Raw genomic sequence first — 21,399 nt, forward strand, 5'->3', positions numbered from 1 at the left:
CCGAGCCTCGTTTGGCGAAGATTAGCAATGACCAGTCTTCGCCAAATTGCGTTTCGTGGTTATGGGTCCCGGCCTTCGCCGGGACGACGGAGAGAGGGCGCCGCGAAAAGGTCAATGCTTCCCCGGCCCCATATAGCCGAACAAAAACCCCGCCACCTTGCGAATCTGAATCTCCTCGCTGCCCTCCGTGATCCGATACCGCCTGTGATGCCGATAAATGTGCTCGAACGGCTTGTGGCGTGAGTAGCCCATGCCGCCGTGGACCTGCATGGCGCGATCGGCGGATTCGCAACAGAGGCGGTTTGCCCAGTAGTTGCACATCGAGACGCGGTCCGAGAGCGTGCGCTCGATTTGCTCCTCGGTCAGCTTGTCCATCTCCCAGGCGGTCTTGCGGATCAGAAGGCGCAGCATCTCAGCCTGCGTGGCGAGCTCCACCAGCGGAAACTGGATCGCCTGGTTCTCAGCGAGCGCCCTGCCAAACGGTTTGCGCTCACGCGCGTATTTCACGCTTTCGTCGATGCAGTAGACGGCAGCGCCGAGCGAGCTCGCCGCCTGACGGATGCGGTTTTGGTGCACAAAACACTGCGCCAGCGACAGGCCGCGGCCGACCTCGCCGAACTGCGCATCATCAGGCACGAACACGTCGGTAAAACTGACGCGCGGATGATCGGTCGGCATGTTGAAAGTCCACATGTACTCCTCGACCTTGACGCCATGGCTCTTGGCCGGCACCAGGAAGCAGGTGATGCCGCGGGCATCGCCGTCATTGCCACTCGTGCGCGCGAACAGCGCGCAATGCGTGGCGACGTGCATGCCGGTGGTCCACATCTTCTCGCCGTTGATGATCCAGCCCTTGATGTTGTCGCGGGTCGCCGGCACCGCGCGCGTCTCCATGTGGGTGGCGTCCGAGCCGTGATTTGGTTCGGTCAATCCAAAGGTGATGCGATACTTGCCCCTGATCGATCCGTCGATCATCGCCTTCTGGTCGTCGCGGCCGTAGCGATCGAGCATGGTGACGACGGGGAAATTGCCGACGACGGAATGCTCGTTCTGAAGGTCGTTGTGCAGGCCGAGCCCCTTTGCGGCAAAATGCTCGCGGATGGCGGCCATCCAGAGATTGGAGCCGTCCTTGCCGCCATATTGCTTCGGCACCGGAAAGCGCAAATGGCCGGCGGCGTCGGCAAGATCCTTTGCCTTGCGCAGCAGCACTTCCCATTCGTGCCGGGGCAGGCCGCCGTTCTCGAAATCGGTGCGGGCCCATTCGCGGCGATGATCGAAGAAGCGGATGTTGTCGTCGACTTGTTCCAGCGGCTTGATCTCGCGTTCAATGAAACGGTCGAGCTCTCCGAGATAGGCGACGAGGTCGGCAGGCAGTGAGAAATCCACGGTTCTCTCCCGGATGATTTTGTCGTTTTGCGTTAAGGCGCTAGGCGCGCTTTTGCTTCGCACGACTAAGGTGAGAAGAGCGCGCGCAAGTCAAGCAGACGTCAAGCAAGGCGAGGCGTGTGAGGGGCGCAAGGCGCGCCCGCGCAATTCGATGGTGCTCTCGCGCAGGCGCGCGGTAGTATGACGCCAATATTCCTTCACGAGAAAATGCGGGAGCGCGCGATGGAGCTGAAATTTTCCAAGGTGGAACGCAAGGGGCCGATCACGATCGTCACGCTGTCGCGGCCCGAGGTCTACAACGCGCTGCACACCGATGCGCATTTCGAGCTCCAAAAGGTGTTCGACGATTTCTCCGCCGATGCCGAGCAGTGGGTCGCGATCGTCACTGGCGCCGGCGACAAGGCGTTCTGCGCCGGCAACGATTTGAAGTGGCAGGCGGCGGGCGGCAAACGTGGTTGGGACAAGGGCGGCTTCGCCGGCCTCACTGCGCGATTCGACTGCGACAAGCCGATCATCGCCGCGGTCAACGGCGTCGCGATGGGCGGCGGCTTCGAGATCGCGCTCGCCTGCGACCTGATCATCGCCTCGGAGAACGCGACCTTCGCCCTGCCCGAGCCGCGCGTTGGGCTCGCTGCGCTCGCCGGCGGTCTTCACCGCCTGCCACGGCAGATCGGGCTCAAGCGCGCCATGGGCATGATCCTCACCGCGCGCCATGTCAGCGCCAAGGAGGGCCATGAGCTCGGCTTCGTCAACGAAGTGGTGCCGCAGGGCGAAGCGCTTGCGGGCGCGCTACGCTGGGCCGAGATGATCACCAAGAACTCGCCGATGTCGATCCGGGCATCGAAGCAGACCATCCAGAAGGGGCTCGGCGTGTCGCTGGAGCAGGCGATCGAGGAACAGCGGGAATACCCGGCGGTAAAGGCGATGGTGGCGTCGCAGGATTACATCGAAGGCCCGAAGGCGTTCTCGGAGAAGCGACCGCCGAAATGGGTGGGGAAGTAGGACGCCTCTCTGGAAGACGTCCGCAACAAGACTCTCCCGAGTCGTCCCGGCGAAGGCCGGGACCCATAACCACAGGGTGGCGTTTGGCGAAGGCTCGTTGTGTTCGGAACAACGACTTCGCGTCATCGATAAATCACGCGGTATGGATCCCGGCCTTCGCCGGGACGACTATGAGGAAAGACCGCCGTTCACCCGCCGCGGGACAGCTCCCGCTTGTACGACGCGTAGTTCGGCTGATCGACTGCGAGCTTGTCCATCGTGGTTGCCCAAAGATGATCGGCGAGCCCGGGGGTTGCGAGGTCGACCTCACCCGTGGCAATGCGCTCGGCGAGCACGCGGTTGAGATCAACCACCGAACCATCCACGCCAAGCAGCGCACGCAACCGCTCCACCTCCTTCGCGTCGCTTCCCTCCTCCTGCGTCAATTGCCGCGTGACGAGGTCCAAAATGTTGACGGCGACGCGCAACTTGAAGGCCTGATGGCCGCTGATCAGCGGCGCGATGTCGTTGCGGAGAAACTCGGCGACCACTCTGGTCAGCTCGATCGGTGTTGGTTCGTCCTGCATGCCTAACCTCCCCGCGGCGCGAGCAGCCGCAGCAGATCGATCTCAGTCTCGGATGCCCGGCGGCCGATCATCGCACGTTCCATGGAATGGTCCGGCCCCTCGCGGAACCGCTGCATCATGCCGCCGCACATGATGCCCCAGCGCAGCGTGCCCATCACTTCCCAGAATTTGACGCGCGATGGGTCGACCCTGCGGCCAGCGGCCTCGTAGCCAGCGAACAACTCGTCGCGCGAGCCAAAACCGCCGACGGGCTTGTCGATCTCGCCAAAGCGCCAGGAGTTAACGCAAACCCAGCCAAGATCCTCCATGGGATCGCCGAGATGAGCGAGCTCCCAGTCCAGCACCGCACGGACGCCATCGGCGCCGATGATGAGATTGCCGTTGCGGAAATCGCCGTGCACCAGCGTCACTTCAGTCGAGGGGCCGGGATCGTGGTCGCGCAGCCAGCGCAGCGCCAACTCGAACACCGGCTTTGGCCAGTTGAGGCTGCGATAGTCGCGCTCGAATTCAGAGATTTCCTGCGTCGCCGATCGGCTGCGCAGCTCGGGCAATTTATCCTGCGGCAGCCTGTGTAGCCCCGCAAGGACGCCTCCGATCTGGCGCGCGAGACGCGGCCGCGCCGCTGCGAACTCGTCATCGCGCAGAATCTTGCGGGCGATGGTCTCGCCCTCGACTCGCTGCATGATGAAGCCGGTGCCGAGATCCTCGTCCGGCGTCAACACGTGCATCACACGCGGCGACGGCACGCCAGCCTCATAGGCGAGCTGCATCAGCTGCGCTTCTGCTGCAAGTCCCGCTGCACGCGTGGGAGCAGCGCCATAGCCTTTCGGCGAGCGGCGCAGGATCGCTCCGATCGGCCCGTCGGGATGCAAGATGTCGAAGCGCCAGGTCTCCTGGCTGGCACCGCCCGACAGCTTGGCCGCGCCGGTGACGCCAGTCGCCCCCTTGCACCAGCGCGCAACGCTGCGGGAGAGTTCGGCCTCGATCATTTGCCTTTGAACTGCGCGGGGCGCTTCTCCAGGAAGGCGCCGACACCCTCACGGAAATCCTGCGTATCGCCGGCACGCAGCTGGCACTGGAATTCGAGATTGAGCTGGTCCTCGAAGGAATTTTCGGGGCTGTCCCAATAGAGCTTGCGGATCAGCGACAGCGCAATCGTCGGACCGCTCGCGAGATCGCGCGCGAGCTTCATCGCCTCCTCCATCAGCACGCCGTCATCGTAGACGCGATTGACGAGGCCCCATTCCAGCGCCTTCTCTGCCGGCAGGCGCTCGCCCATCAGCGACAATTCGACCGAGCGCGCCTTGCCGATCAGGCGCGGCAGCAGCCAGGTCGAGCCGCAATCCGGCACGAGGCCGATGCGGCGGAACGCTTGAAGAAAGTAAGATGAGCGCGCGCATAAAACCATGTCGCCGAGCAGCGCGAAACTCATGCCGGCGCCCGCGGCCGGGCCGTTGACCGCAGTCACGATCGGGCAATGCAGATTGCGGATGCGGCGCAGGAACGGGTGAAATCCGGTCTCGAGCGTCAAGCCAGCCTTGGTCTTCTTCGACTGATCGTTGCGGCCCTGCAGATTCGCACCGGTACAGAACGCCCGCCCCGCACCGGTCAGCACGACGCAGCGCACCTCGTCCTTCTTCTCCTCGATCGCGTCGAGCGCATCGGAGAGCCCGCCCAGCATGTCCAGGGACACCGCGTTCATCACCTCCTGATGGTCGAGCCGGAGGATCGCGACAGAACCATCGAATTCGAGCGTGACGTGTTTGAACTGCATCGTTTCCTCGTCCGTTGCGACCTGCGTCAGTTTCGCAGACCGGAATTACTTTTGCCGGGGCGCATATTTGATTTTTGGCGCGGTCTTGTCCATGGTGATCAGAGCATAGCAAGCAATCTTGCGCGCAGCGGCTGACGAGCGTCATGCCAGGATACCTTGCCAAGAAGTCTTGCAAAAAACAGGAAACGCGCCATGAACCTTTTCGACCTCACCGGCCGCGTCGCCGTGATCACCGGCGGCAATGGCGGTATCGGGCTCGGCATCGCGCAGGCGCTGGCAGGCCAGGGCTGCAACGTCTCGATCTGGGGTCGCAATGCCGACAAGAATAAGGCCGCTGCCGCGAGCATGGCGGGCCTCTCCGGCAAGGTCGACACCCGCGTCTGCGACGTCACCGATCCGGCTTCCGTCAATGCCGCGATGAAGGCCACGTTGGATACGTTCGGCCGGGTCGACGGCTGCTTTGCCAATGCCGGCATTGGCGGCGGTGGCCGCAGGTCCTTCATCGAGCGCACCGAGGAGGAATGGCGCACGATGTTTGCGACCAATCTCGACGGCGTGTTCCACGCCTTTCAGGCTGCTGCGAGGCACATGACCGATCGCGCCAATGCCGGCGATCCCTTCGGGCGGCTGGTGGCGACATCGAGCCTCGCCTCGATCTTCGGCACCGCGCGCAACGAGCACTATGCCGCGACCAAGGCCGCCATCAACGCGCTGGTGCGCGCACTTGGTGTCGAGCTCGCCCGCCACGGTGTCACCGCGAACGCGATCCTGCCCGGCTGGATCAAGAGCGACATGACCGCGGGCATCATGGCGAACGAGAAGTTCGTCGCCAACGTGATGCCGCGGATTCCGGTGCGCCGCTTCGGCGAGGCCAGCGATTTCGGCGGCATCGCGGTGTATCTGATGAGCAAGGCGTCGTCGTATCACACCGCGGATACGTTCGTGATCGACGGCGGCTATACGGCGTTTTGATTCTTGAGCACGTAACCCGGATGGAGCGCAGCGCAATCCGGGATTACCAAAAGCAATAGATCCGGATTTCGCTGCGCTCCATCCGGGCTACACACTCTGAGGGAACAGGGCAAAATGTTTTCACACATCATGGTCGGCACCAACGACCTCGACAAGGCCAAGACCTTTTACGACAATTTGCTGAGCACGCTCGAAGTGCGGCCGGCCAGGGTCGACGGTCATCGCATTTTCTACATCACCAAGACCGGCGTGTTCTCGGTGACCAAGCCGATCAACGGCGAGGCGGCAACCTGCGCGAATGGCGGCACCATTGGCTTTGCGGCCAACTCGCCTGAGCAGGTCGACAAGTGGCACGCCGCCGGCGTCGCCGCCGGTGGAACGCCGATCGAGAATCCGCCCGGCATCCGCGAGGGCGCGGGGAACAAGCTCTATCTCGCTTATCTGCGCGACCTCGACGGCAACAAGATCTGCGCGATGCATCGGATGCCGGCTTGATGCCGACCGGGCTCTCCTCGTCATTGCGAGGAGCTCTTGCGACGAAGCAATCCAGACTGCCGCCGCGGTAATATTCTGGATTGCTTCGCTGCGCTCGCAATGACGGAGTCCTGAGGATCGGACGGCGCTCTGGCCGGCCTGCGCCCCAGTCATTCAAACAACATTTCAAACGCCCCGCGAAATTCCATCGCATGGCATGGCTCGCGTGAGAAAATGCGCGCTCGCACTTTGCGCGCGCTGCGACTATTCTCCGGCCCAACGCGATCAGTGACCCCGGGAGGAACAATGACAAAACACACCTACATTCCCCGCACCACCAACTACACGCTCAATCCCGGCGACGAGCTCAACGACCTCCGCATGTCGGACCAGGTCCGGCCGCTCTACGATCACGTCAGGAAGTTCATCCGCGACACCGTCGAGCCGATGTCGATCGAGTTCGCCAAGGCAGGCGAAGGCAAGCAAGACCGCTGGAGCTTTACGCCGAAGCAGCTCGAGGTGCTGGAGGTCGCGAAGAACAAGGCCAAGAAAGAAGGCCTCTGGAACTTCTTCCTGCCCGATGACGAGACCGGCCAGGGCCTGAAGAATCTCGACTACGCCTATATCGCCTCCGAACTCGGCAAGAGCCCGCTAGCCTCCGAGAGCATGAACTGTTCGGCGCCGGACACCGGCAACATGGAGGTGCTGGAGCGCGTCGGCACCAAGGAGCAGAAGGAGAAGTGGCTGAAGCCGCTGATGAACGGCGAGATCCGCTCGGCCTATGTCATGACCGAGCCGAACGTCGCCTCCTCTGACGCCAAGAACATCTCGACCACGGCAAAGCTCGTCGGCGATGAATGGGTCATCAACGGCGAGAAATATTACATCTCCGGCGTCGGCGATCCCCGCTGCAAGATCCTCATCGTAATGGTGAAGACCAATCCGGATGCCGCCCCGAGCAAGCAGCAGTCGCAGATCCTGGTGCCGCGCGACACGCCCGGCGTCGAGGTGCTCGGTCCCATGTATGTGTTCGGTCAGGACCACGCTCCGCGCGGCCACATGCACATGCGCTTCAACAATGTGCGCGTGCCCAAGGAGAACATGCTGCTCGGCGAAGGCCGCGGCTTCGAGATCTCGCAGCTCCGCCTTGGGCCCGGCCGCATCCATCACTGCATGCGCACCATCGGCAAGGCCGAGAAGGCGCTCGATTTGATGGTGCAGCGTGGCCTCACCCGCGAAGCCTTCGGCAAGAAGATCGCCCATCTCGGCGGCAACATGCAAATCATCGCGCAGGCCCGCTGCGAGATCGAGGCGATGCGGCTGATGGTGCTGAAGGCGGCGAAGGCCATGGACGTGCTCGGCAACAAGGAGGCCCGCGTCTGGGTCTCCATGGTCAAGGCCATGGTGCCCGAGCGCGCCTGCAAGATCATCGACCAGTCGATCCAGATGCACGGCGCCACCGGCATCTCGCACTGGACCCCGCTGGCCGAGATGTACCAGGACGTCCGCCATTTGCGCTTTGCCGACGGTCCGGACGAGGTGCACTGGATGGTGGTGGGTCGTCACGAGCTGAGCATGGCGTAAAGGTCTTTCCTCTCCCCCTCCCCGTTCTTACGGGGAGAGGGTTGGGGTGAGGGGCTGCTTCCACGAAGAAGGTACGAGACGGACTCGCGGAGAGTCCCCCTCACCCGCCGCGCGTTCCGCGCGTCGGCCTCTCCCCGCAAGCGGGGAGAGGCGAAGAAAGAAACGGAGCATCCATGGAATACGCCGCCAGCGACCTGACGCCACGCGAGCGCTACAAGGTGCTGACGTCCTTTATCCTGCCGCGGCCGATCGCATGGGTGACCTCGGTCGGGCCGACCGGCGTAGTCAACGCCGCGCCCTTCAGCTTCTTCAACGCGTTCTGCGAGGATCCGCCGCTTTGCATGTTTGCGGCGAACCGCAAGCCCAACGGACAGGACAAGGACACCTTCCTCAACATCCAGCGGACCGGCGAGTTCGTCGTCAACATCGCAGACGAGCCGCTGGCGAGGGCGATGCATGAGAGCAGCGGCGACTTTCCGCCCGAGATCGGCGAGCCCGACTATCTCGGCTTGACGCTCGCACCCTCAAGCAAGATCGCCGTGCCGCGGCTGGCCGACACACCCTGGGCGATGGAGTGCAAGCTCTGGAAGATGATCGACGTCAACGACGATCGCCGGCTGATCATGGGGGAAGGCATCCACTTCCACATCCGCGACGAGCTCTGGGACGACGAGGCGATGCGGGTGCATATGGATCGCTATCACCCGATCGGCCGCATGTTCGCCGACCGCTACTGCCGCACCGATGACCGCGTGGTGTTTCCCGCGGCAGAGGGTGCGAAGGGCAAGTAGCGCGCCACGGCGGCGGTGCGCTCCCTCGCCCCGCTTGCGGGGAGAGGGTTGGGGTGAGGGGGAGTCTCCGCAGGGGTAGTGAGAATTGGACGCGTGGAGAGTCCCCCTCACCCGAATTCGATCTGCGATCGAATTCGACCTCCCCGCAAGCGGGGCGAGGTGAAGAAGGAAGCCTACATCGCCGGCGCGATCTTGTCCTGCGTCTTGGTCTCGAAATCGCTCGCGTCGTGGCGCTCGTGAAGCTGGCTGGCGGGATCGCCGGAGATGCGGTTGACCATGCGGCCGCGCTTCACCGCCGGGCGCTTGGCGATCTGGTCGGTCCAGCGCTGCACGTTCTTGTAGTCGTGCACCGACAGGAATTCGCCGGCGCCATAGACCAGCCCCTTGGCGAGCGCGCCGTACCATGGCCACACCGCCATATCGGCGATGGTGTACTCTTTGCCCGCGAGATATTCGTTGTCCGCAAGACGGCGGTCGAGCACGTCGAGCTGGCGCTTCACTTCCATCGCATAGCGGTTGATGGCGTATTCGATCTTGGTCGGCGCATAGGCATAGAAGTGGCCGAAGCCGCCGCCGAGAAACGGCGCGCTACCCATCTGCCAGAACAGCCAGGACAGGGTTTCCGCCCGCGCCTGGCCGCTGGTCGGCAGGAAAGCACCGAACTTTTCCGCAAGGTGCACCAGGATCGCGCCGGACTCGAAGATCCTGATCGGCGTCGGCCCGCTGCGATCCATCAGCGCCGGAATCTTCGAGTTGGGGTTGACCCCGACAAAGCCGCTGCCGAACTGGTTGCCGTCGATCTTGATCAGCCAGGCGTCATATTCCGCGCCGCTGTGGCCTGCGGCCAGCAATTCCTCGAACATCACAGTGACTTTGACGCCATTCGGCGTCGCCAGCGAATAGAGCTGGAAGGGATGCTTGCCGACCGGCAGCTCCTTGTCGTGGGTGGGACCGGCGATCGGACGGTTGATACTGGCGAACTGCCCGCCGCTCTCCTTGTCCCAGGTCCAGACTTTAGGCGGCACGTAAGGCGTTTCGGTCATGCGAGGGGCTCCGGCCAAAAGATGCGCCTGCATTAATTAGCCCGCGGACGGCCGATGACAAGGCCTGCCGGGTCTGCGCGGGGCGCGGGCCTCAGGCCCGGGTCATGCATCCGGCCTAACCCGCCACCACGCTGCGCGGCTGCGCCTCCGCTTCCATCACAAAACCCTGATATCCCTCGCCACGACTTCGTCGCAGATCCGCCGGTAGGCGCCGACGCATGGGCGACCCATTTCTCGTCACGTGACGTGACGCCTGCACGCAAGATGCGCAGGGGAATCCGGCATGGCATCGCAAATGACGATGGACTAGCGTCGTCGAAGGCCGCCGGGAGAAAGCCATGAAATCGCCGATCTGCGACATGCTGGGCATCGAGTTCCCGCTGCTCGCCTTCAGCCATTGCCGCGACGTCGTTGCTGCCGTCAGCCGCGCCGGCGGCTTTGGCGTGCTCGGCGCCACCGTGCACACGCCGGATACGCTCGAACGCGAGCTGACATGGATCGACGCGCATGTCGACGGCAAGCCCTACGGCATCGACGTGCTGATTCCGGAAAACATCTCGACATCAGGCGAGAAGGACGTGACCTGGAAGAGCCTGGAAGCACGCGTGCCACAGGAGCACCGCAAGTACACCAGCGATCTCCTGAAGAAGTACGATATCGAGCTGACGACAACTGATGTGGCCGACAACCAGCCGCAGCCGTTCGACGCGAAGACGGCGCTGGAGTTGCTGGAGGTCTCCTTCGATCACCCGATCCGGCTGATTGCCAATGCGCTGGGCGTACCGCCGAAGGCGATGATCGAGATGGGCAGGAAGCACAACGTGCCGGTCGCAGCTCTCGTCGGCGCCAAGGAGCACGCGCTGCGCCAGGTTGCAGCCGGCGTTGATATCCTCGTCGTGCAGGGCACCGAAGCCGGCGGCCATTGCGGCGAGGTCTCGACCCTGGTGCTGGTGCCGGAGGTGATCAAGGCGATCAAGCCGATCCGCGACGTGCCGGTGCTGGCAGCCGGCGGCATTATGACGGGACGACAGATGGCGGCCTGCATGGCGATGGGCGCGGCCGGCGCCTGGACCGGTTCGGTGTGGCTGGCGACGGTGGAAGCTGAGACGTCGGAAATTTTTCGCGAGAAGATGATCGCGGCGTCCTCGCGCGACGCGATCCGCTCGAAGGGACGCACCGGCAAGCCCGCACGGCAACTTCGCTCGGTCTGGACCGATGCCTGGGATCGCGCGCCGGAAAGCCCGGGCGCGCTGCCGATGCCGCTGCAAAGCGTCATCAGCCGCGACGCCTTCAATTCGATCGATCGCGCGGCCGCCGCCGGCAACGCCAAGGCGCGCGACCTCGTCAGCTACTTCGTCGGCCAGGGCGTCGGGCTCATCGACAGCGTGAAGTCGGCGGGTGCGGTGGTGCAGGAATTCAAAGAAGAGTTTGCCGAAGCCGTCGAGCACATGAATGCGCTGGTGGCGGAGTAATCGCCCGTATCGTCATTGCGAGCGAAGCGAAGCAATCCAGAATCTTTCCGCGGAGACAGTCTGGATTGCTTTGCTTCGCTCGCAATGACGAGACAACTGATATCGTGAATTGAGGTCATGACAGATAAGACAAGCCTTTCAGAAGACCGCATCCCCGCCATCGTCGGCATCGGCGAGATCGTCGACCGCCCCAAGGAGATCACCGAGGGCCTCGAGCCGATCGATCTGCTCGAACAAGCCTTGCGGCGCGCCGAGGCTGATGCCGGCGCGAAGCTGCTCGGCGAGGTGCAGTCGCTCGACGTCGTCAACTTCCTGAGCTGGCGCTATCGCGATCCCGAGAAGCTGCTGGCGCAGCGGCTCGGCGTCACGCCCGTGCATTGCTATTACGGCCCGGTCGGCGGCGAGAGCCCGATCCGTTATGTCCACGAGGCCACCAAGCGCATCGCGCGCGGAGAATGTGCCGTCGCGGCGGTCTGCGGCGCCGAGGCACAATCGACCGCGACCAAGGCCGAGCGCGCGGGTGTCAAGCTGCCATGGACGCCGTTTGCGCATGATGTCGAGGAGCCGAAGCGCGGCGCGGCGTTCCAGAAGCCACTGGCGATCAAGCTCGGCGTGTTCCGACCTGTCACGGTCTATCCGTTCTATGAAGCAGCATCGGCCGCGCATTGGGGCCAGACGCCGCGTGAGGCCATGGCAGAGTCCGGCACGCTGTGGTCGCGCTATTCGGAAGCCGCCGCGCAAAACCCCAACGCCTGGCTGAAGCGACGCTATACGCGGGACGAGATCACGACGCCGTCGGCGGACAACCGGCTGATCGCGTGGCCCTACAACAAGCTCATGGTCGCCAACCCCAGCGTCAACATGGGCGGCGCGCTGCTGCTCACCAGCCTTGCCAAGGCGCGCGCCGCCGGCATCGCCGAGCACAGACTGGTCTATCCGCTCGGCGGCGCGTCAGCCGAGGAGCGGCCCGACTATCTCCTGCGCGACCAGTTCTATGAGAGCCATCCACAGAACGCGGTGCTGAAGACCGCAATGGATCTGGCCGGCGGCGACGGCAAAAATTTCGACGCGATCGAGCTCTATAGCTGCTTCCCCTGCGTCCCGAAGATGGCACGGCGGACGCTGGGCTTAGGCGCCGACGTGCAACCCACCGTAACCGGCGGGCTCACCTTCTTCGGTGCGCCGCTCAACACCTACATGACGCATGCAGCCTGCGCCATGGTGCGCCGTGTGCGCGACGGCGCCAAGCTCGGCCTGCTCTACGGCCAGGGCGGCTTCGTCACCAAGCACCACGCGCTCGTCGTCTCAAAGATGCCACCGCGCGAGGCGCTGGCGCAGGAGACGAGTGTTCGGGCGGAGGCCGACCGCAACAAGCGCGCGGTGCCGGAGTTCGTCACGGAGGCTTCGGGCAAAGGCAAGGTCGAGAGCTTTACGGTGCTCTATGGCCGCGGCGGCGATGTCGAACATGGCGTGGTGATGCTGCGGACGCAGGATGACCGGCGGACGCTGGCGCGAATTCCGGCCGGCGATACGACGACGCTGGCGCATCTGCTCAACACGGATCGCACGCCGGTCGGTTCGCTCGGGGAGATCACGATGGCCGCCGATGGTGTGCCGGAGTGGCGGGTGGCGTAAGCTGCACCCGCGACTCTCGTAGGGTGGGTTAGCCCTGCAGATGCGCGAAGCGCATCTGCTCGGCGTAACCCACCATGCTTCAGCGAATGCGGGACGAAGTTGGTGAGTTACGCCTACGGCTAACCCACCCTACAAGAGCGCCTCAGCCCTTCGGCGGCTGCGTCTCGGACGCCGTCGCCGGCTTGCCCTTCGCGCCGGCACCGCCGACCACACGCACTTGATCACCGTCGGACAGGCCGTCCGGCGGGGCGGTGATGACCCGGTCGTCCGGCGCGATGCCCGAAGCGAGCTCGATCTCCTTGCCGAGGTCGCGCGCGATGGTCACGGTCTTGAACTGCACCTTGTCGTCCACGCCGACGGTCGCGACACGCAGGCCGCTGCCGTTGAAGATCAGGGCACTGGCGGGGATGCTCAGCGGCGCGGTGTCGCGCTGCAAACTGAGTTTCACGCTGGCATAGCCGCCGGGCATCAGCTCGCCGCTGGAATTGTCGAGCCCGAGCTGCATGCGCGTGGTGCCCGAGGCGACATCGACGGCCTGCGAGGAGGCCTCCACGGTCGCCTGGAAGGTCCGGTTGGGGTATTCCGGCATCACCATGGTGGCCTTGGCGCCGATCTTGATCGCCGGCACATAGTTCTGGGGAACGTTGACGTAGACGCGCAACTTGGTGATATCGGAGACGACGAACATCGCCGGACCGGAGCCGCCACCCGCGTTGATCAGCGCGCCGACGTCAGTATCGAGCGCCGTCACCACGCCATCGAATGGCACCGTGATCTTCTTGTAGCCGGCCAGCGCCTCGAGGCGCTCGACATTGGCCTGTCCCGAATGAACGGCAGCGTTCTTGTTGGAGAGATCGGCGGTGCGCTCGTCGATCTCCTGGGCAGAGACGAAGTTGGAGGCGACCAGCGTCTTGCGGCGGTTCAGCGTTGCCTCCGACAGTCTGGCGCTGGCCTGCTGGCTGGCGAGGTCGGCGCGCGCCTGCAAGAGCTGCTGGTCGAGATCGGGCGCCTCGATCTCGGCGATCACCTGTCCTGTCTTGACGCGGGCGCCGATATCGGCGCTCCAGCTTTTGAGATAGCCGGAGACGCGGGCGAAGATCGGGGCGCGGTAATAGGCCTCGAGCCGGCCCGGCAGGTCGATCGTGGAATTGAGCGCCTTGGCGCTGGGCAGCGTCACCGCAACGTTTGGAATGGCCTGGTCATCGGTCCATTCCTTCAGCTTGGAGCCCTGCTCCTCCCGCGCGCGAATGCCGGTGCCGACCACGAGGCCTGCCGCAATCAGCGCCACCACGCCGAAAATGCCCAGTTTCCGGTGCGACACCGGGGAGCGGGGTTCAGTGGGCGACATTCGGAGTCTCCAAGGGAGCGGCGGCTTTGGCGCCTTGTTTCTTATGTACCATGCTGAACACCACCGGAACAAATATCAGCGTGGCAAAGGTTGCAAAGATCAGGCCGCCGATCACGGCACGGCCAAGCGGCGCGTTCTGCTCGCCACCCTCGCCCAGCCCGAGAGCCATCGGCGCCATGCCGATGATCATGGCGAGCGCGGTCATCAGCACCGGCCGAAACCGGACGAAGCCGGCTTCCAGGGCCGCAGCGATGGGGTCGCCGAGCTCCTCATAGCGCTCGCGGGCGAAGGAGATCACGAGCACGCTGTTGGCGGTGGCGACGCCCATGCACATGATGGCGCCGGTGAGCGCCGGCACCGACAGTGTGGTCTGCGTCGTGAACAGCATCCAGACGATGCCGGCAAGGGCTGCTGGCAGCGCGGTGATGATCACGAACGGATCGGACCAGGACTGGAAGTTCACGACGATCAGGAAGTAGATCAGCACAACCGCCCCTAACAAGCCGAACAGCAGGCCGGTGAAAGCGCTGTTCATGGTCTGCACCTGACCGAGCAGCACCACGGAAGATCCCTTCGGCACCTCCTTGGCCGTGTCGGCGATCAGCTGGCGGATGTCGGCGGCGACCGCGCCGAGATCGCGGCCCGATGGCGTCGCGAAGATCTGCACCAGCGTCTGGATGTCGTATTGCGACACCACTGCGCTCGACGTCGAGCGCTTGATGTCGGCGATGCCGCCGAGGATCGGTGACTGTGAATTTCCGGCCGCCGTGATCGGCAGCGTCTGGAGCGCGCTGAGCGAATCGATCTGGTATTGCGGCGTCTGCATCACGATCGAATAGGACACGCCGTTGTCCGGATTGAGATAGTAGGTCGGCGCGACCTGCGAGGAGCCGGCGAGATTGACCACGAGGCTGTTGGTGACGTCGCGCTCGGTCAGGCCGACATATTGCGCGCGGGTGCGGTCGACATCGATATTGAAGGTCGGGTTGCTTGGTGACTGCTGAATGCGCGCGTCAGCCACGCCAGGAATACGCCGGACCTTTGCGAGCAGCTTGTTGGCGTAGGCGAAATTGGCAGCGGCGTTGGCGCCCCGGACCTGGAGATCGATCGGCGCCGGCGCGCCAAAGTTCAGAATCTGGCTGACGATATCGGCGGGCAGGAAGGCGAAGCTGACGCCCGGAAACAGCCGCGGCAATTGCTCGCGCAGCACACGCACGTGCTCCTCGGTCGGCTTGTGACCCTCCTTGAGCTTGATCTGGATGTCGCCGTCCTGCGGCCCGATCACGCCGGTGTTGTTGTAGGTCATATTGATGCCGGAGATCGGCATGCCGATGTTATCGGTCAGCGTCTCGATCTCGCCAGGGATCAGCTTGCGGATCGCCTTCTGCACGTCGGCGAGCTGGTTGGCGGTTTCCTCCACGCGGGTGCCGACCTGGGTGCGGACGTGCATCAGGATGTTGCCGGCGTCGACCGCGGGGAAGAAGTTGCGACCGAGGAACGGCACCAGTGCAAACGACGCGCCGACCACACAGAGGAAGCCGATAACGAACATCGCGCGATGCGCCAGCGCCGTTCCCAACAGGCCATGATAGCCGCCGCGAATACGTTCGAAGCGCTTCTCGAAACCGCGCTGGAACCAGACAAGCGGATTGCGCGACTTTGGCGGCTCGCCCCCGTGGTGGACATGCGCCTGCAACAGATAGTTCGCCATGGTCGGCACTAGCGTGCGCGACAGGAAGAACGACCAGATCATCGCGAACATCACGGCTTCGGCCATCGGCACGAACAGGAATCGCGCGACGCCGGAAAGGAAGAACATCGGCACGAACACGATGCAGATGCAGAGCAGCGAGACGAAAGCCGGCGTCACGATCTGGTTGGCGCCGTCGAGGATCGACTGCTCGACCGGCTTGCCCTGCTCGAGATGATAGTTGATGTTCTCGATGGTCACGGTGGCGTCGTCGACGAGGATGCCGACCGCGAGTGCAAGCCCGCCGAGCGTCATGATGTTCAGCGTCTCGCCGATCGCCGACAGCATGATGATGGCGCCGAGCACCGACAGCGGAATTGAGACCGCGATGATCACGGTCGAGCGCCAGCTGCCGAGGAACAGCAGGATCATGACGCTGGTGAGCAGCGCGGCGATCACGCCCTCGAAGGCGACACCCTGGATAGCGCCGCGGACGAATACCGACTGGTCGCCGATGAAGCCGATCTTGAGCGCGTCAGGCATCTGGTCCTTGACGTCGATCACCTTCTGCTTGATGCCGGCGATGATGTCGAGCGTCGAGGTCGCGCCCGCTTTCAGCACCATCATCAGCACCGAGCGGTTGCCGTCGACATGGACGATGTTGGTCTGCGGCGGATTGCCGTCACGCACTGTCGCGACATCGCGCACATAGACCATCGCGCCGTTGACGGTCCTGATCGGCAAATTGCCGAGCTCTTCGATCTTGAGCGGCGAGTTGTTGAGCTGGATGCTGTACTCGAAGGTGCCGATCTTCTGGGTGCCGACCGGCGTGATCAGGTTTTGGGCGGCGAGCGCATTGGCGACGTCCTGGCCGGACAGCCCACGGGCCTGGAGCGCGGTCGGGTCGAGGTCGATCTGAATCTGTCGCTGCTTGCCGCCGAACGGATACGGGATCGCAGCACCGGGTACGGTGACCAGCGGCGTGCGAAGCTGGTTGATGCCGATGTCGGCGAGGTTCTGCTCAGTCAGCCCGTCGCCCGACAGCGCCACCTGGAGGATCGGTACGGTCGAGGCGGAATAGTTCAGGATCAGGGGCGGCGTCGCGCCCGGCGGCATCTGCTTGATCAGCGTCTGCGAGATCGCGGTGACCTGGGCGTTGGCGGTGCGGATATCGGCGCTGGGCTGAAAGAAGATCTTGATGATGCCAAAGCCATTATAGGAGTTGGCCGTGATGTGCTCGATGTCGTTGACGGTGGTGGTCAGAGCGCGCTGAAACGGCGTGGTGATGCGGCCGGACATCTGGTCCGGCGGCAAGCCGGTGTATTGCCAGACCACGCCGATCACAGGGATGCGGATCTCGGGAAAGATGTCGGTCGGCGTCCGCAGCGCTGCCAGCGGTCCGATGATCAGGAGCAGGAGCGCGAGCACGACAAACGTGTAGGGCCGGCTCAGGGCAATACGGACCAGAGCAATCATTCGTCAGGTAATTCCAAATCAGGGGACAGGGAATCCGCCCCCGCGGCTTCCTCAGCTGATTTACCCGAACACCGCCAAAATGGCCAACGACAGCGCGTCACGTGCAGTCACTTCCCTGCTATTGCATAGCGAAATCGCATTCCAGATATGCAGCCTGCATTCGGACTATCCCAGAGCCGGCTTTCAACTACGCAAAAAAAGCGGCGCCCGAAGGCGCCGCTTACAGAACCGTTATCGCTTTCCGGCTTACGCCGCGCGGACGTTGGTCAGGAACTTGCTGACCTCGGTCTTGAGTCGGGTGCTGTCGTTCGACAGCATCTGCGCCGCCGACAGCACCTGCGAGGAGGCCGTGCCGGTTTCGGTGGCGCCACGCTGCACGTCGGTGATGTTGGAGGACACCTGCTGAGTGCCTTGGGCCGCCTGCTGGACGTTGCGGGCGATCTCCTGGGTGGCCGCGCCCTGCTCTTCCACCGCGGCGGCGATGGCGGAGGAGATTTCCGAGAGACGCTCGATGGTCGAGGAGATTTCCTTGATCGCGCCGACCGAATCGTTGGTCGCCGCCTGGATGCCGGAGATCTGCTGGCCGATCTCGCCGGTCGCTTTCGCAGTCTGCTCGGCAAGGGCCTTCACCTCGGAGGCGACCACCGCGAAGCCGCGGCCGGCTTCACCGGCGCGCGCCGCCTCGATGGTGGCGTTGAGCGCCAAAAGGTTGGTCTGGCCGGCAATGGTGTTGATCAGCTCGACGACGTCGCCGATGCGGGAGGCTGCCTTCGACAGCTCGCTGACGCGCTCGGTGGTGGCACGGGCCTGGCCGACGGCGTCGCCCGCCATCCGCGCCGATTCCTGCACTTGGCGACTGATCTCGCCGACCGAGGAAGCCATCTCCTCGGTGGCCGAAGCCACCGACTGCACGTTGGTGGAGGCTTCTTCGGAAGCCGCGGCAACCGTGGTCGCCAAACGCTGCGAGCGGTCGGCGGTGGAGGTCAGCGTCGAGGCGGAGGCCTCTAACTGCGTCGAGGCCGACGACACGGTCTGGACGATCTCGCCGATCATCGTCTCGAATTCGCGGGTGACGTTGTCGACACGACGGCCACGCTCGATCTTGGCTTCGGCGTCGGCCGCAGCGGCCTCGTCGGCCGCCTTCTTGGCGATCAGCGCCTCCTTGAAGACCTGGAGCACGTCGGCCATGGCGCCGATCTCGGTCTTCTCGCCACGATGCGGGACTTCAGCAGTCAGGTCGCCCCTGCCGAGCGCCTGCATCGGCATGGTGATCGAGTTGATACCGCTGGAAACGTCCTGGACGAGGAAGAAGCCGACGCCGATTCCGGTCACGACGGCCGCGCCGAGAATGATCGAGACCAGCATGAATGCATTGAAATAGCTGTCCGAGGCATCCTGAGCGGCTTTGTTGCCGCCACTGGTGTTGAGGTCGATATCCTTTTGCAGGACCTCGTCAGACTTGAGGCCGATCTTGTTGACCGTCTTTGAGTTCAGCTCATGGGACGCGTGGGGGACCTTGCCGGCCTCCATACGTGACAACTCCATGACCTCTTCGACGCCTTTCTGGTAGTCGGCCCACTGCTTGGACCATTCGGTGTACAGCGTCCGCTCTTCCGGCGAGGTAATCATCGCCTCGTACTGCTTGCGAGCTTTCCCCAGCGCCTCGGTCACCGTCGCCGCGGTCGTTTCCGCCGCGATCTTTTCGTCCAGTTTCTCGGCCAGCATGTGCTCGCGGACCACGTTGCGGTAAGTAATGACGGCGGCGCGAATTTCGCCGAGCACGCGCACGCTGGGCATCCAGTTCGTGGTGATCTCGGTGGTGTTTGCGTTCATCGCCCGCATCTTCATGACGGCGAGCAGACCCATACCGGCCATTGCGACCAGCAGGAATCCCACGACGCTGATGATCTTGGCGCGGATGGAGATGGTGGCGAACATATCGGGTCTCTTTACGTTGGCGCGGCGGCGCGTCCTGAATGGATCAACCAAAAGCGGGCGGCGCCTATATCCAACAACAACAAAGCGACTGAGCGGTTGTTAACTACGACTCCGTACGTGCACGGAACCCTAAAGAAATGAACAGGGGGCTAAGGATGCTCTGCGCTCAGCGCATGAGCCCAAGCGCGTCCGAGAAAAACTCAGGGCCGCCGAAATTGCCGGACTTCAATGCAAGGAGCATGTCGCCTGCTTCGGCGGCCACCGCGCGCAGCACCGGGACGCCCGCGGCTATCTCTGCGCCGACCAGAAATCCAGGAATGCTCAATCGATCGACGACGGCGCCGGAGGTCTCGCCGCCTGCGACGACCAATCGTCGCACGCCTGATCTCACGAGATCTTCGGCGATTTCGGCCATCGCCTGCTCGATCCCGTGCCCAGCCGCGTCGCGGCCGTGACGCGCCTGGAGCGCGGCGACCTGATCTGGCGTCGAGCTCGACGCAATCAGCACCGGACCTTCCGCCAGTCGCGGCCTCGCCCAGTCCAGCGCATGCTGCACCTCATTCGCTCCCGTAAGAATACGGTCTGGGTCCAGATGTAACACCGGCATGACACGTTCGGCATTGGCGATCTGCCTGAGCGTCGCCTGCGAGCAGCTTCCCGCAAGGCATGCCGCAGATCCGCCGACCGCAGCGTCGGTTTCGCTGCTTGCCGCGGCCGATTTGACCTTGCCCGTCGACACCAGCGCCCGCGCCAGCCCAAGGCCGATGCCGGAGGCGCCGACCGACAGCCGGTGCTCCGCGGCGACGAGACCGATGGTCTCGAGGTCGCGGTCGAAGACGGCGTCGATGATCGCAGCGCCAATGCCCTCACCCGCGAGTTCGGCCAGTCGCGCCCGCACCGCAGCCGCGCCCCGCGCGACAGTCGCCAGATCGACCAGGCCGATATTCGTTCCGCTCTGGCGCGCCAGTACCCGCACCAGGTTGGAATCGTGCATCGGGTTGAGCGGATGGTCCTTGAGCGGGCTTTCGTTCAGCGGCACGGCGCCGACGAACAGATTGCCCTGGTAGACGGTACGGCCGGTCTCCGGGAAGGCCGGCGTCACCAGCACGACGGCCTCGCCGCAATCGGCGCGCAGCGCGTCCATCACTGGGCCGATATTGCCGGCATCGGTAGAATCGAAGGTCGAGCAGATCTTGAACAGCACATGGCCCGCACCGCGCCCGCGCAGCCATTTTTCGGCCGCGCGCGAACGCGAGACGGCAAGCCCGGCGTCGATCGAGCGGCTCTTCAGCGACACCACGACGGCATCGACCTCGGGTAGCGTCAGATCGTCGGCGGGCACGCCGATGGTCTGCACCGTGCGCAGTCCCGCGCGCGTCAGCGTGTTGGCGAGATCGGAGGCGCCGGTATAGTCGTCGGCGATGCAACCCAGAGAGATATTCGCGGCAAGAGTCACGGCTTCACTCCCGCATAAGGCTTGAACCAGGCGAGGCCATCGGTGGTCTTGCCGCGCGGATTGTATTCGCAGCCGACGAAACCGGCATAGCCGAGCCGGTCGAGCTCACCGAACAGGAACGGATAGTTCAGCTCCTCGCCGTCGGGCTCGTTGCGCGACGGAATGCTGGCGATCTGGATGTGGCCGATGATCGGCATCATCTCGCGCAGCCGGATGGTGACGTCGCCGTGGATGATCTGGCAGTGATAGATGTCGAACTGGAGCTTCAGGTTCGGGAGCCGCAGCTCCTGGATCAGGTCGCGCGCGAAGCCGAAATCGTTGAGGAAATAGCCGGGCACGTTGCGCGAATTGATCGGCTCGAGCACGATGTCGATGCCGTGCGGGGCGAAGAACTCGGCGGCCCACGCCACCGATTTGTAAAAAGCCTCGATCGCGACGCGCTCGCTGCGATTGGCGATGCCGGCCATCAGGTGCAGCCGCTTGACGCCGGTGGCCTTTGCATAGGGCAGCGCCGTCTCCAAGCTCGCTTTGAGTTCGGCGAAGCGCGCCGGCAACGCCGCAAAACCCTTCTCGCCGGCATTCCAGTCACCCGGCGGCAGGTTGAACAGCGCCTGCGTCAGACTGTTGCGCTTGAGCCGCTCGCCAAGCGCTTCTGCCGGATGCTCGTAGGGGAAAAGAAATTCGACGGCGGTGAAGCCGGCCGCCGCTGCGGCATCGAAGCGGTCGAGGAACGGCACCTCGGTGAACATCATCGAGAGGTTGGCGGCGAAACGGGGCATTGGGAATCCTCTT

17 protein-coding genes are annotated in these 21,399 nt (G+C 64.0%); 7 read left to right on the top strand and 10 right to left on the bottom strand.

Annotated features, from left to right (window positions below; genetic code table 11):
• Window positions 1-111: 111 nt before the first annotated feature.
• The gene (locus JJE66_RS25225; protein ID WP_200517168.1) at window positions 112-1,386 is read right to left on the bottom strand and encodes an acyl-CoA dehydrogenase family protein; all 1,275 of its coding nucleotides are present in this window, start codon (window positions 1,384-1,386) and stop codon (window positions 112-114) included.
• Window positions 1,387-1,608: 222 nt separating this feature from the next.
• On the opposite strand from JJE66_RS25225, the gene JJE66_RS25230 reads away from it, so the two are divergent.
• Window positions 1,609-2,388: an enoyl-CoA hydratase-related protein gene (locus JJE66_RS25230; RefSeq protein WP_200517169.1), complete on the top strand. Its 780-nt coding sequence runs from the start codon at window positions 1,609-1,611 to the stop codon at window positions 2,386-2,388.
• Window positions 2,389-2,576: 188 nt separating this feature from the next.
• Here JJE66_RS25230 and JJE66_RS25235 read toward each other — a convergent pair whose 3' ends face one another.
• The 3 genes from JJE66_RS25235 to JJE66_RS25245 are packed head-to-tail and all read right to left on the bottom strand — an operon-like array spanning window position 2,577 to window position 4,728.
• Window positions 2,577-2,954: a DUF6285 domain-containing protein gene (locus JJE66_RS25235; protein ID WP_200517170.1), complete on the bottom strand. Its 378-nt coding sequence runs from the start codon at window positions 2,952-2,954 to the stop codon at window positions 2,577-2,579.
• Between the two features lie 2 nt (window positions 2,955-2,956).
• Window positions 2,957-3,943, bottom strand: a complete 987-nt coding sequence (locus JJE66_RS25240; protein ID WP_200517171.1) for a phosphotransferase family protein — start codon at window positions 3,941-3,943, stop codon at window positions 2,957-2,959.
• Window positions 3,940-4,728 carry an enoyl-CoA hydratase/isomerase gene (locus tag JJE66_RS25245; protein ID WP_200517172.1) on the bottom strand — a complete coding sequence of 263 codons (789 nt, stop codon included), beginning with the start codon at window positions 4,726-4,728 and terminating at the stop codon, window positions 3,940-3,942. The genes JJE66_RS25240 and JJE66_RS25245 overlap by 4 nt, the downstream gene beginning before the upstream one ends.
• A gap of 192 nt (window positions 4,729-4,920) precedes the next feature.
• Here JJE66_RS25245 and JJE66_RS25250 point away from each other — a divergent pair, with 192 nt between their 5' ends.
• The 4 genes from JJE66_RS25250 to JJE66_RS25265 all read left to right on the top strand — a co-directional run bounded on the left by JJE66_RS25250 (window position 4,921) and on the right by JJE66_RS25265 (window position 8,549).
• The gene (locus tag JJE66_RS25250; protein WP_200517173.1) at window positions 4,921-5,700 is read left to right on the top strand and encodes an SDR family NAD(P)-dependent oxidoreductase; all 780 of its coding nucleotides are present in this window, start codon (window positions 4,921-4,923) and stop codon (window positions 5,698-5,700) included.
• A gap of 114 nt (window positions 5,701-5,814) precedes the next feature.
• Window positions 5,815-6,195 (top strand): VOC family protein, encoded by a 381-nt coding sequence (locus JJE66_RS25255; protein WP_200517174.1) that lies wholly within the window; start codon window positions 5,815-5,817, stop codon window positions 6,193-6,195.
• A gap of 285 nt (window positions 6,196-6,480) precedes the next feature.
• Window positions 6,481-7,758: an acyl-CoA dehydrogenase family protein gene (locus JJE66_RS25260; RefSeq protein WP_200517175.1), complete on the top strand. Its 1,278-nt coding sequence runs from the start codon at window positions 6,481-6,483 to the stop codon at window positions 7,756-7,758.
• A gap of 173 nt (window positions 7,759-7,931) precedes the next feature.
• A complete protein-coding gene (locus tag JJE66_RS25265) occupies window positions 7,932-8,549 on the top strand; it encodes a flavin reductase family protein (protein WP_200517176.1) in 618 nt (205 codons plus the stop codon).
• Between the two features lie 173 nt (window positions 8,550-8,722).
• On the opposite strand, the gene yghU is transcribed toward JJE66_RS25265, so the two are convergent.
• The gene (gene yghU / locus JJE66_RS25270; protein WP_200517177.1) at window positions 8,723-9,592 is read right to left on the bottom strand and encodes a glutathione-dependent disulfide-bond oxidoreductase; all 870 of its coding nucleotides are present in this window, start codon (window positions 9,590-9,592) and stop codon (window positions 8,723-8,725) included.
• 338 nt (window positions 9,593-9,930) lie between these two features.
• Here yghU and JJE66_RS25275 point away from each other — a divergent pair, with 338 nt between their 5' ends.
• On the top strand, window positions 9,931-11,064 hold the full coding sequence (locus JJE66_RS25275; RefSeq protein WP_200517178.1) for a nitronate monooxygenase: 1,134 nt from the start codon (window positions 9,931-9,933) through the stop codon (window positions 11,062-11,064).
• Between the two features lie 117 nt (window positions 11,065-11,181).
• Window positions 11,182-12,699: an acetyl-CoA acetyltransferase gene (locus JJE66_RS25280; protein ID WP_200517179.1), complete on the top strand. Its 1,518-nt coding sequence runs from the start codon at window positions 11,182-11,184 to the stop codon at window positions 12,697-12,699.
• Window positions 12,700-12,841: 142 nt separating this feature from the next.
• On the opposite strand, the gene JJE66_RS25285 is transcribed toward JJE66_RS25280, so the two are convergent.
• The 5 genes from JJE66_RS25285 to otnI form a co-directional block, all read right to left on the bottom strand.
• Complete coding sequence (locus tag JJE66_RS25285) at window positions 12,842-14,047, bottom strand: efflux RND transporter periplasmic adaptor subunit (protein ID WP_200517180.1); 1,206 nt, start codon at window positions 14,045-14,047, stop codon at window positions 12,842-12,844.
• Window positions 14,034-17,213 (bottom strand): efflux RND transporter permease subunit, encoded by a 3,180-nt coding sequence (locus JJE66_RS25290; RefSeq protein ID WP_200517181.1) that lies wholly within the window; start codon window positions 17,211-17,213, stop codon window positions 14,034-14,036. Before JJE66_RS25290 ends, JJE66_RS25285 begins: the two co-directional genes overlap by 14 nt.
• 246 nt (window positions 17,214-17,459) lie before the next feature.
• Window positions 17,460-19,151 (bottom strand): methyl-accepting chemotaxis protein, encoded by a 1,692-nt coding sequence (locus JJE66_RS25295; RefSeq protein WP_200517182.1) that lies wholly within the window; start codon window positions 19,149-19,151, stop codon window positions 17,460-17,462.
• Between the two features lie 166 nt (window positions 19,152-19,317).
• Entirely contained in the window at window positions 19,318-20,607 is a 1,290-nt protein-coding gene (gene otnK / locus JJE66_RS25300; RefSeq protein ID WP_200517183.1) for a 3-oxo-tetronate kinase, read from the bottom strand.
• A complete protein-coding gene (gene otnI / locus JJE66_RS25305; RefSeq protein ID WP_200517184.1) occupies window positions 20,604-21,386 on the bottom strand; it encodes a 2-oxo-tetronate isomerase in 783 nt (260 codons plus the stop codon). The genes otnK and otnI overlap by 4 nt, the downstream gene beginning before the upstream one ends.
• Between the last annotated feature and the right edge of the window lie 13 nt (window positions 21,387-21,399).

The sequence above is a fragment of the Bradyrhizobium diazoefficiens genome, assembly GCF_016612535.1.
In the GTDB taxonomy this organism is placed as follows: domain Bacteria; phylum Pseudomonadota; class Alphaproteobacteria; order Rhizobiales; family Xanthobacteraceae; genus Bradyrhizobium; species Bradyrhizobium diazoefficiens_C.

Bases quoted from the DNA above. Each gene is read 5' to 3' on its own strand.
- JJE66_RS25275 (WP_200517178.1), top strand. From the start codon at position 9,931: ATGAAATCGCCGATCTGCGACATGCTGGGCATCGAGTTCCCGCTGCTC.
- JJE66_RS25250 (WP_200517173.1), top strand. From the start codon at position 4,921: ATGAACCTTTTCGACCTCACCGGCCGCGTCGCCGTGATCACCGGCGGC.
- JJE66_RS25285 (WP_200517180.1), bottom strand. From the start codon at position 14,047: ATGTCGCCCACTGAACCCCGCTCCCCGGTGTCGCACCGGAAACTGGGC.
- JJE66_RS25255 (WP_200517174.1), top strand. From the start codon at position 5,815: ATGTTTTCACACATCATGGTCGGCACCAACGACCTCGACAAGGCCAAG.
- yghU (WP_200517177.1), bottom strand. From the start codon at position 9,592: ATGACCGAAACGCCTTACGTGCCGCCTAAAGTCTGGACCTGGGACAAG.
- JJE66_RS25290 (WP_200517181.1), bottom strand. From the start codon at position 17,213: ATGATTGCTCTGGTCCGTATTGCCCTGAGCCGGCCCTACACGTTTGTC.
- JJE66_RS25230 (WP_200517169.1), top strand. From the start codon at position 1,609: ATGGAGCTGAAATTTTCCAAGGTGGAACGCAAGGGGCCGATCACGATC.
- JJE66_RS25240 (WP_200517171.1), bottom strand. From the start codon at position 3,943: ATGATCGAGGCCGAACTCTCCCGCAGCGTTGCGCGCTGGTGCAAGGGG.
- JJE66_RS25295 (WP_200517182.1), bottom strand. From the start codon at position 19,151: ATGTTCGCCACCATCTCCATCCGCGCCAAGATCATCAGCGTCGTGGGA.
- JJE66_RS25265 (WP_200517176.1), top strand. From the start codon at position 7,932: ATGGAATACGCCGCCAGCGACCTGACGCCACGCGAGCGCTACAAGGTG.
- JJE66_RS25280 (WP_200517179.1), top strand. From the start codon at position 11,182: ATGACAGATAAGACAAGCCTTTCAGAAGACCGCATCCCCGCCATCGTC.
- JJE66_RS25235 (WP_200517170.1), bottom strand. From the start codon at position 2,954: ATGCAGGACGAACCAACACCGATCGAGCTGACCAGAGTGGTCGCCGAG.
- JJE66_RS25245 (WP_200517172.1), bottom strand. From the start codon at position 4,728: ATGCAGTTCAAACACGTCACGCTCGAATTCGATGGTTCTGTCGCGATC.
- JJE66_RS25260 (WP_200517175.1), top strand. From the start codon at position 6,481: ATGACAAAACACACCTACATTCCCCGCACCACCAACTACACGCTCAAT.
- otnI (WP_200517184.1), bottom strand. From the start codon at position 21,386: ATGCCCCGTTTCGCCGCCAACCTCTCGATGATGTTCACCGAGGTGCCG.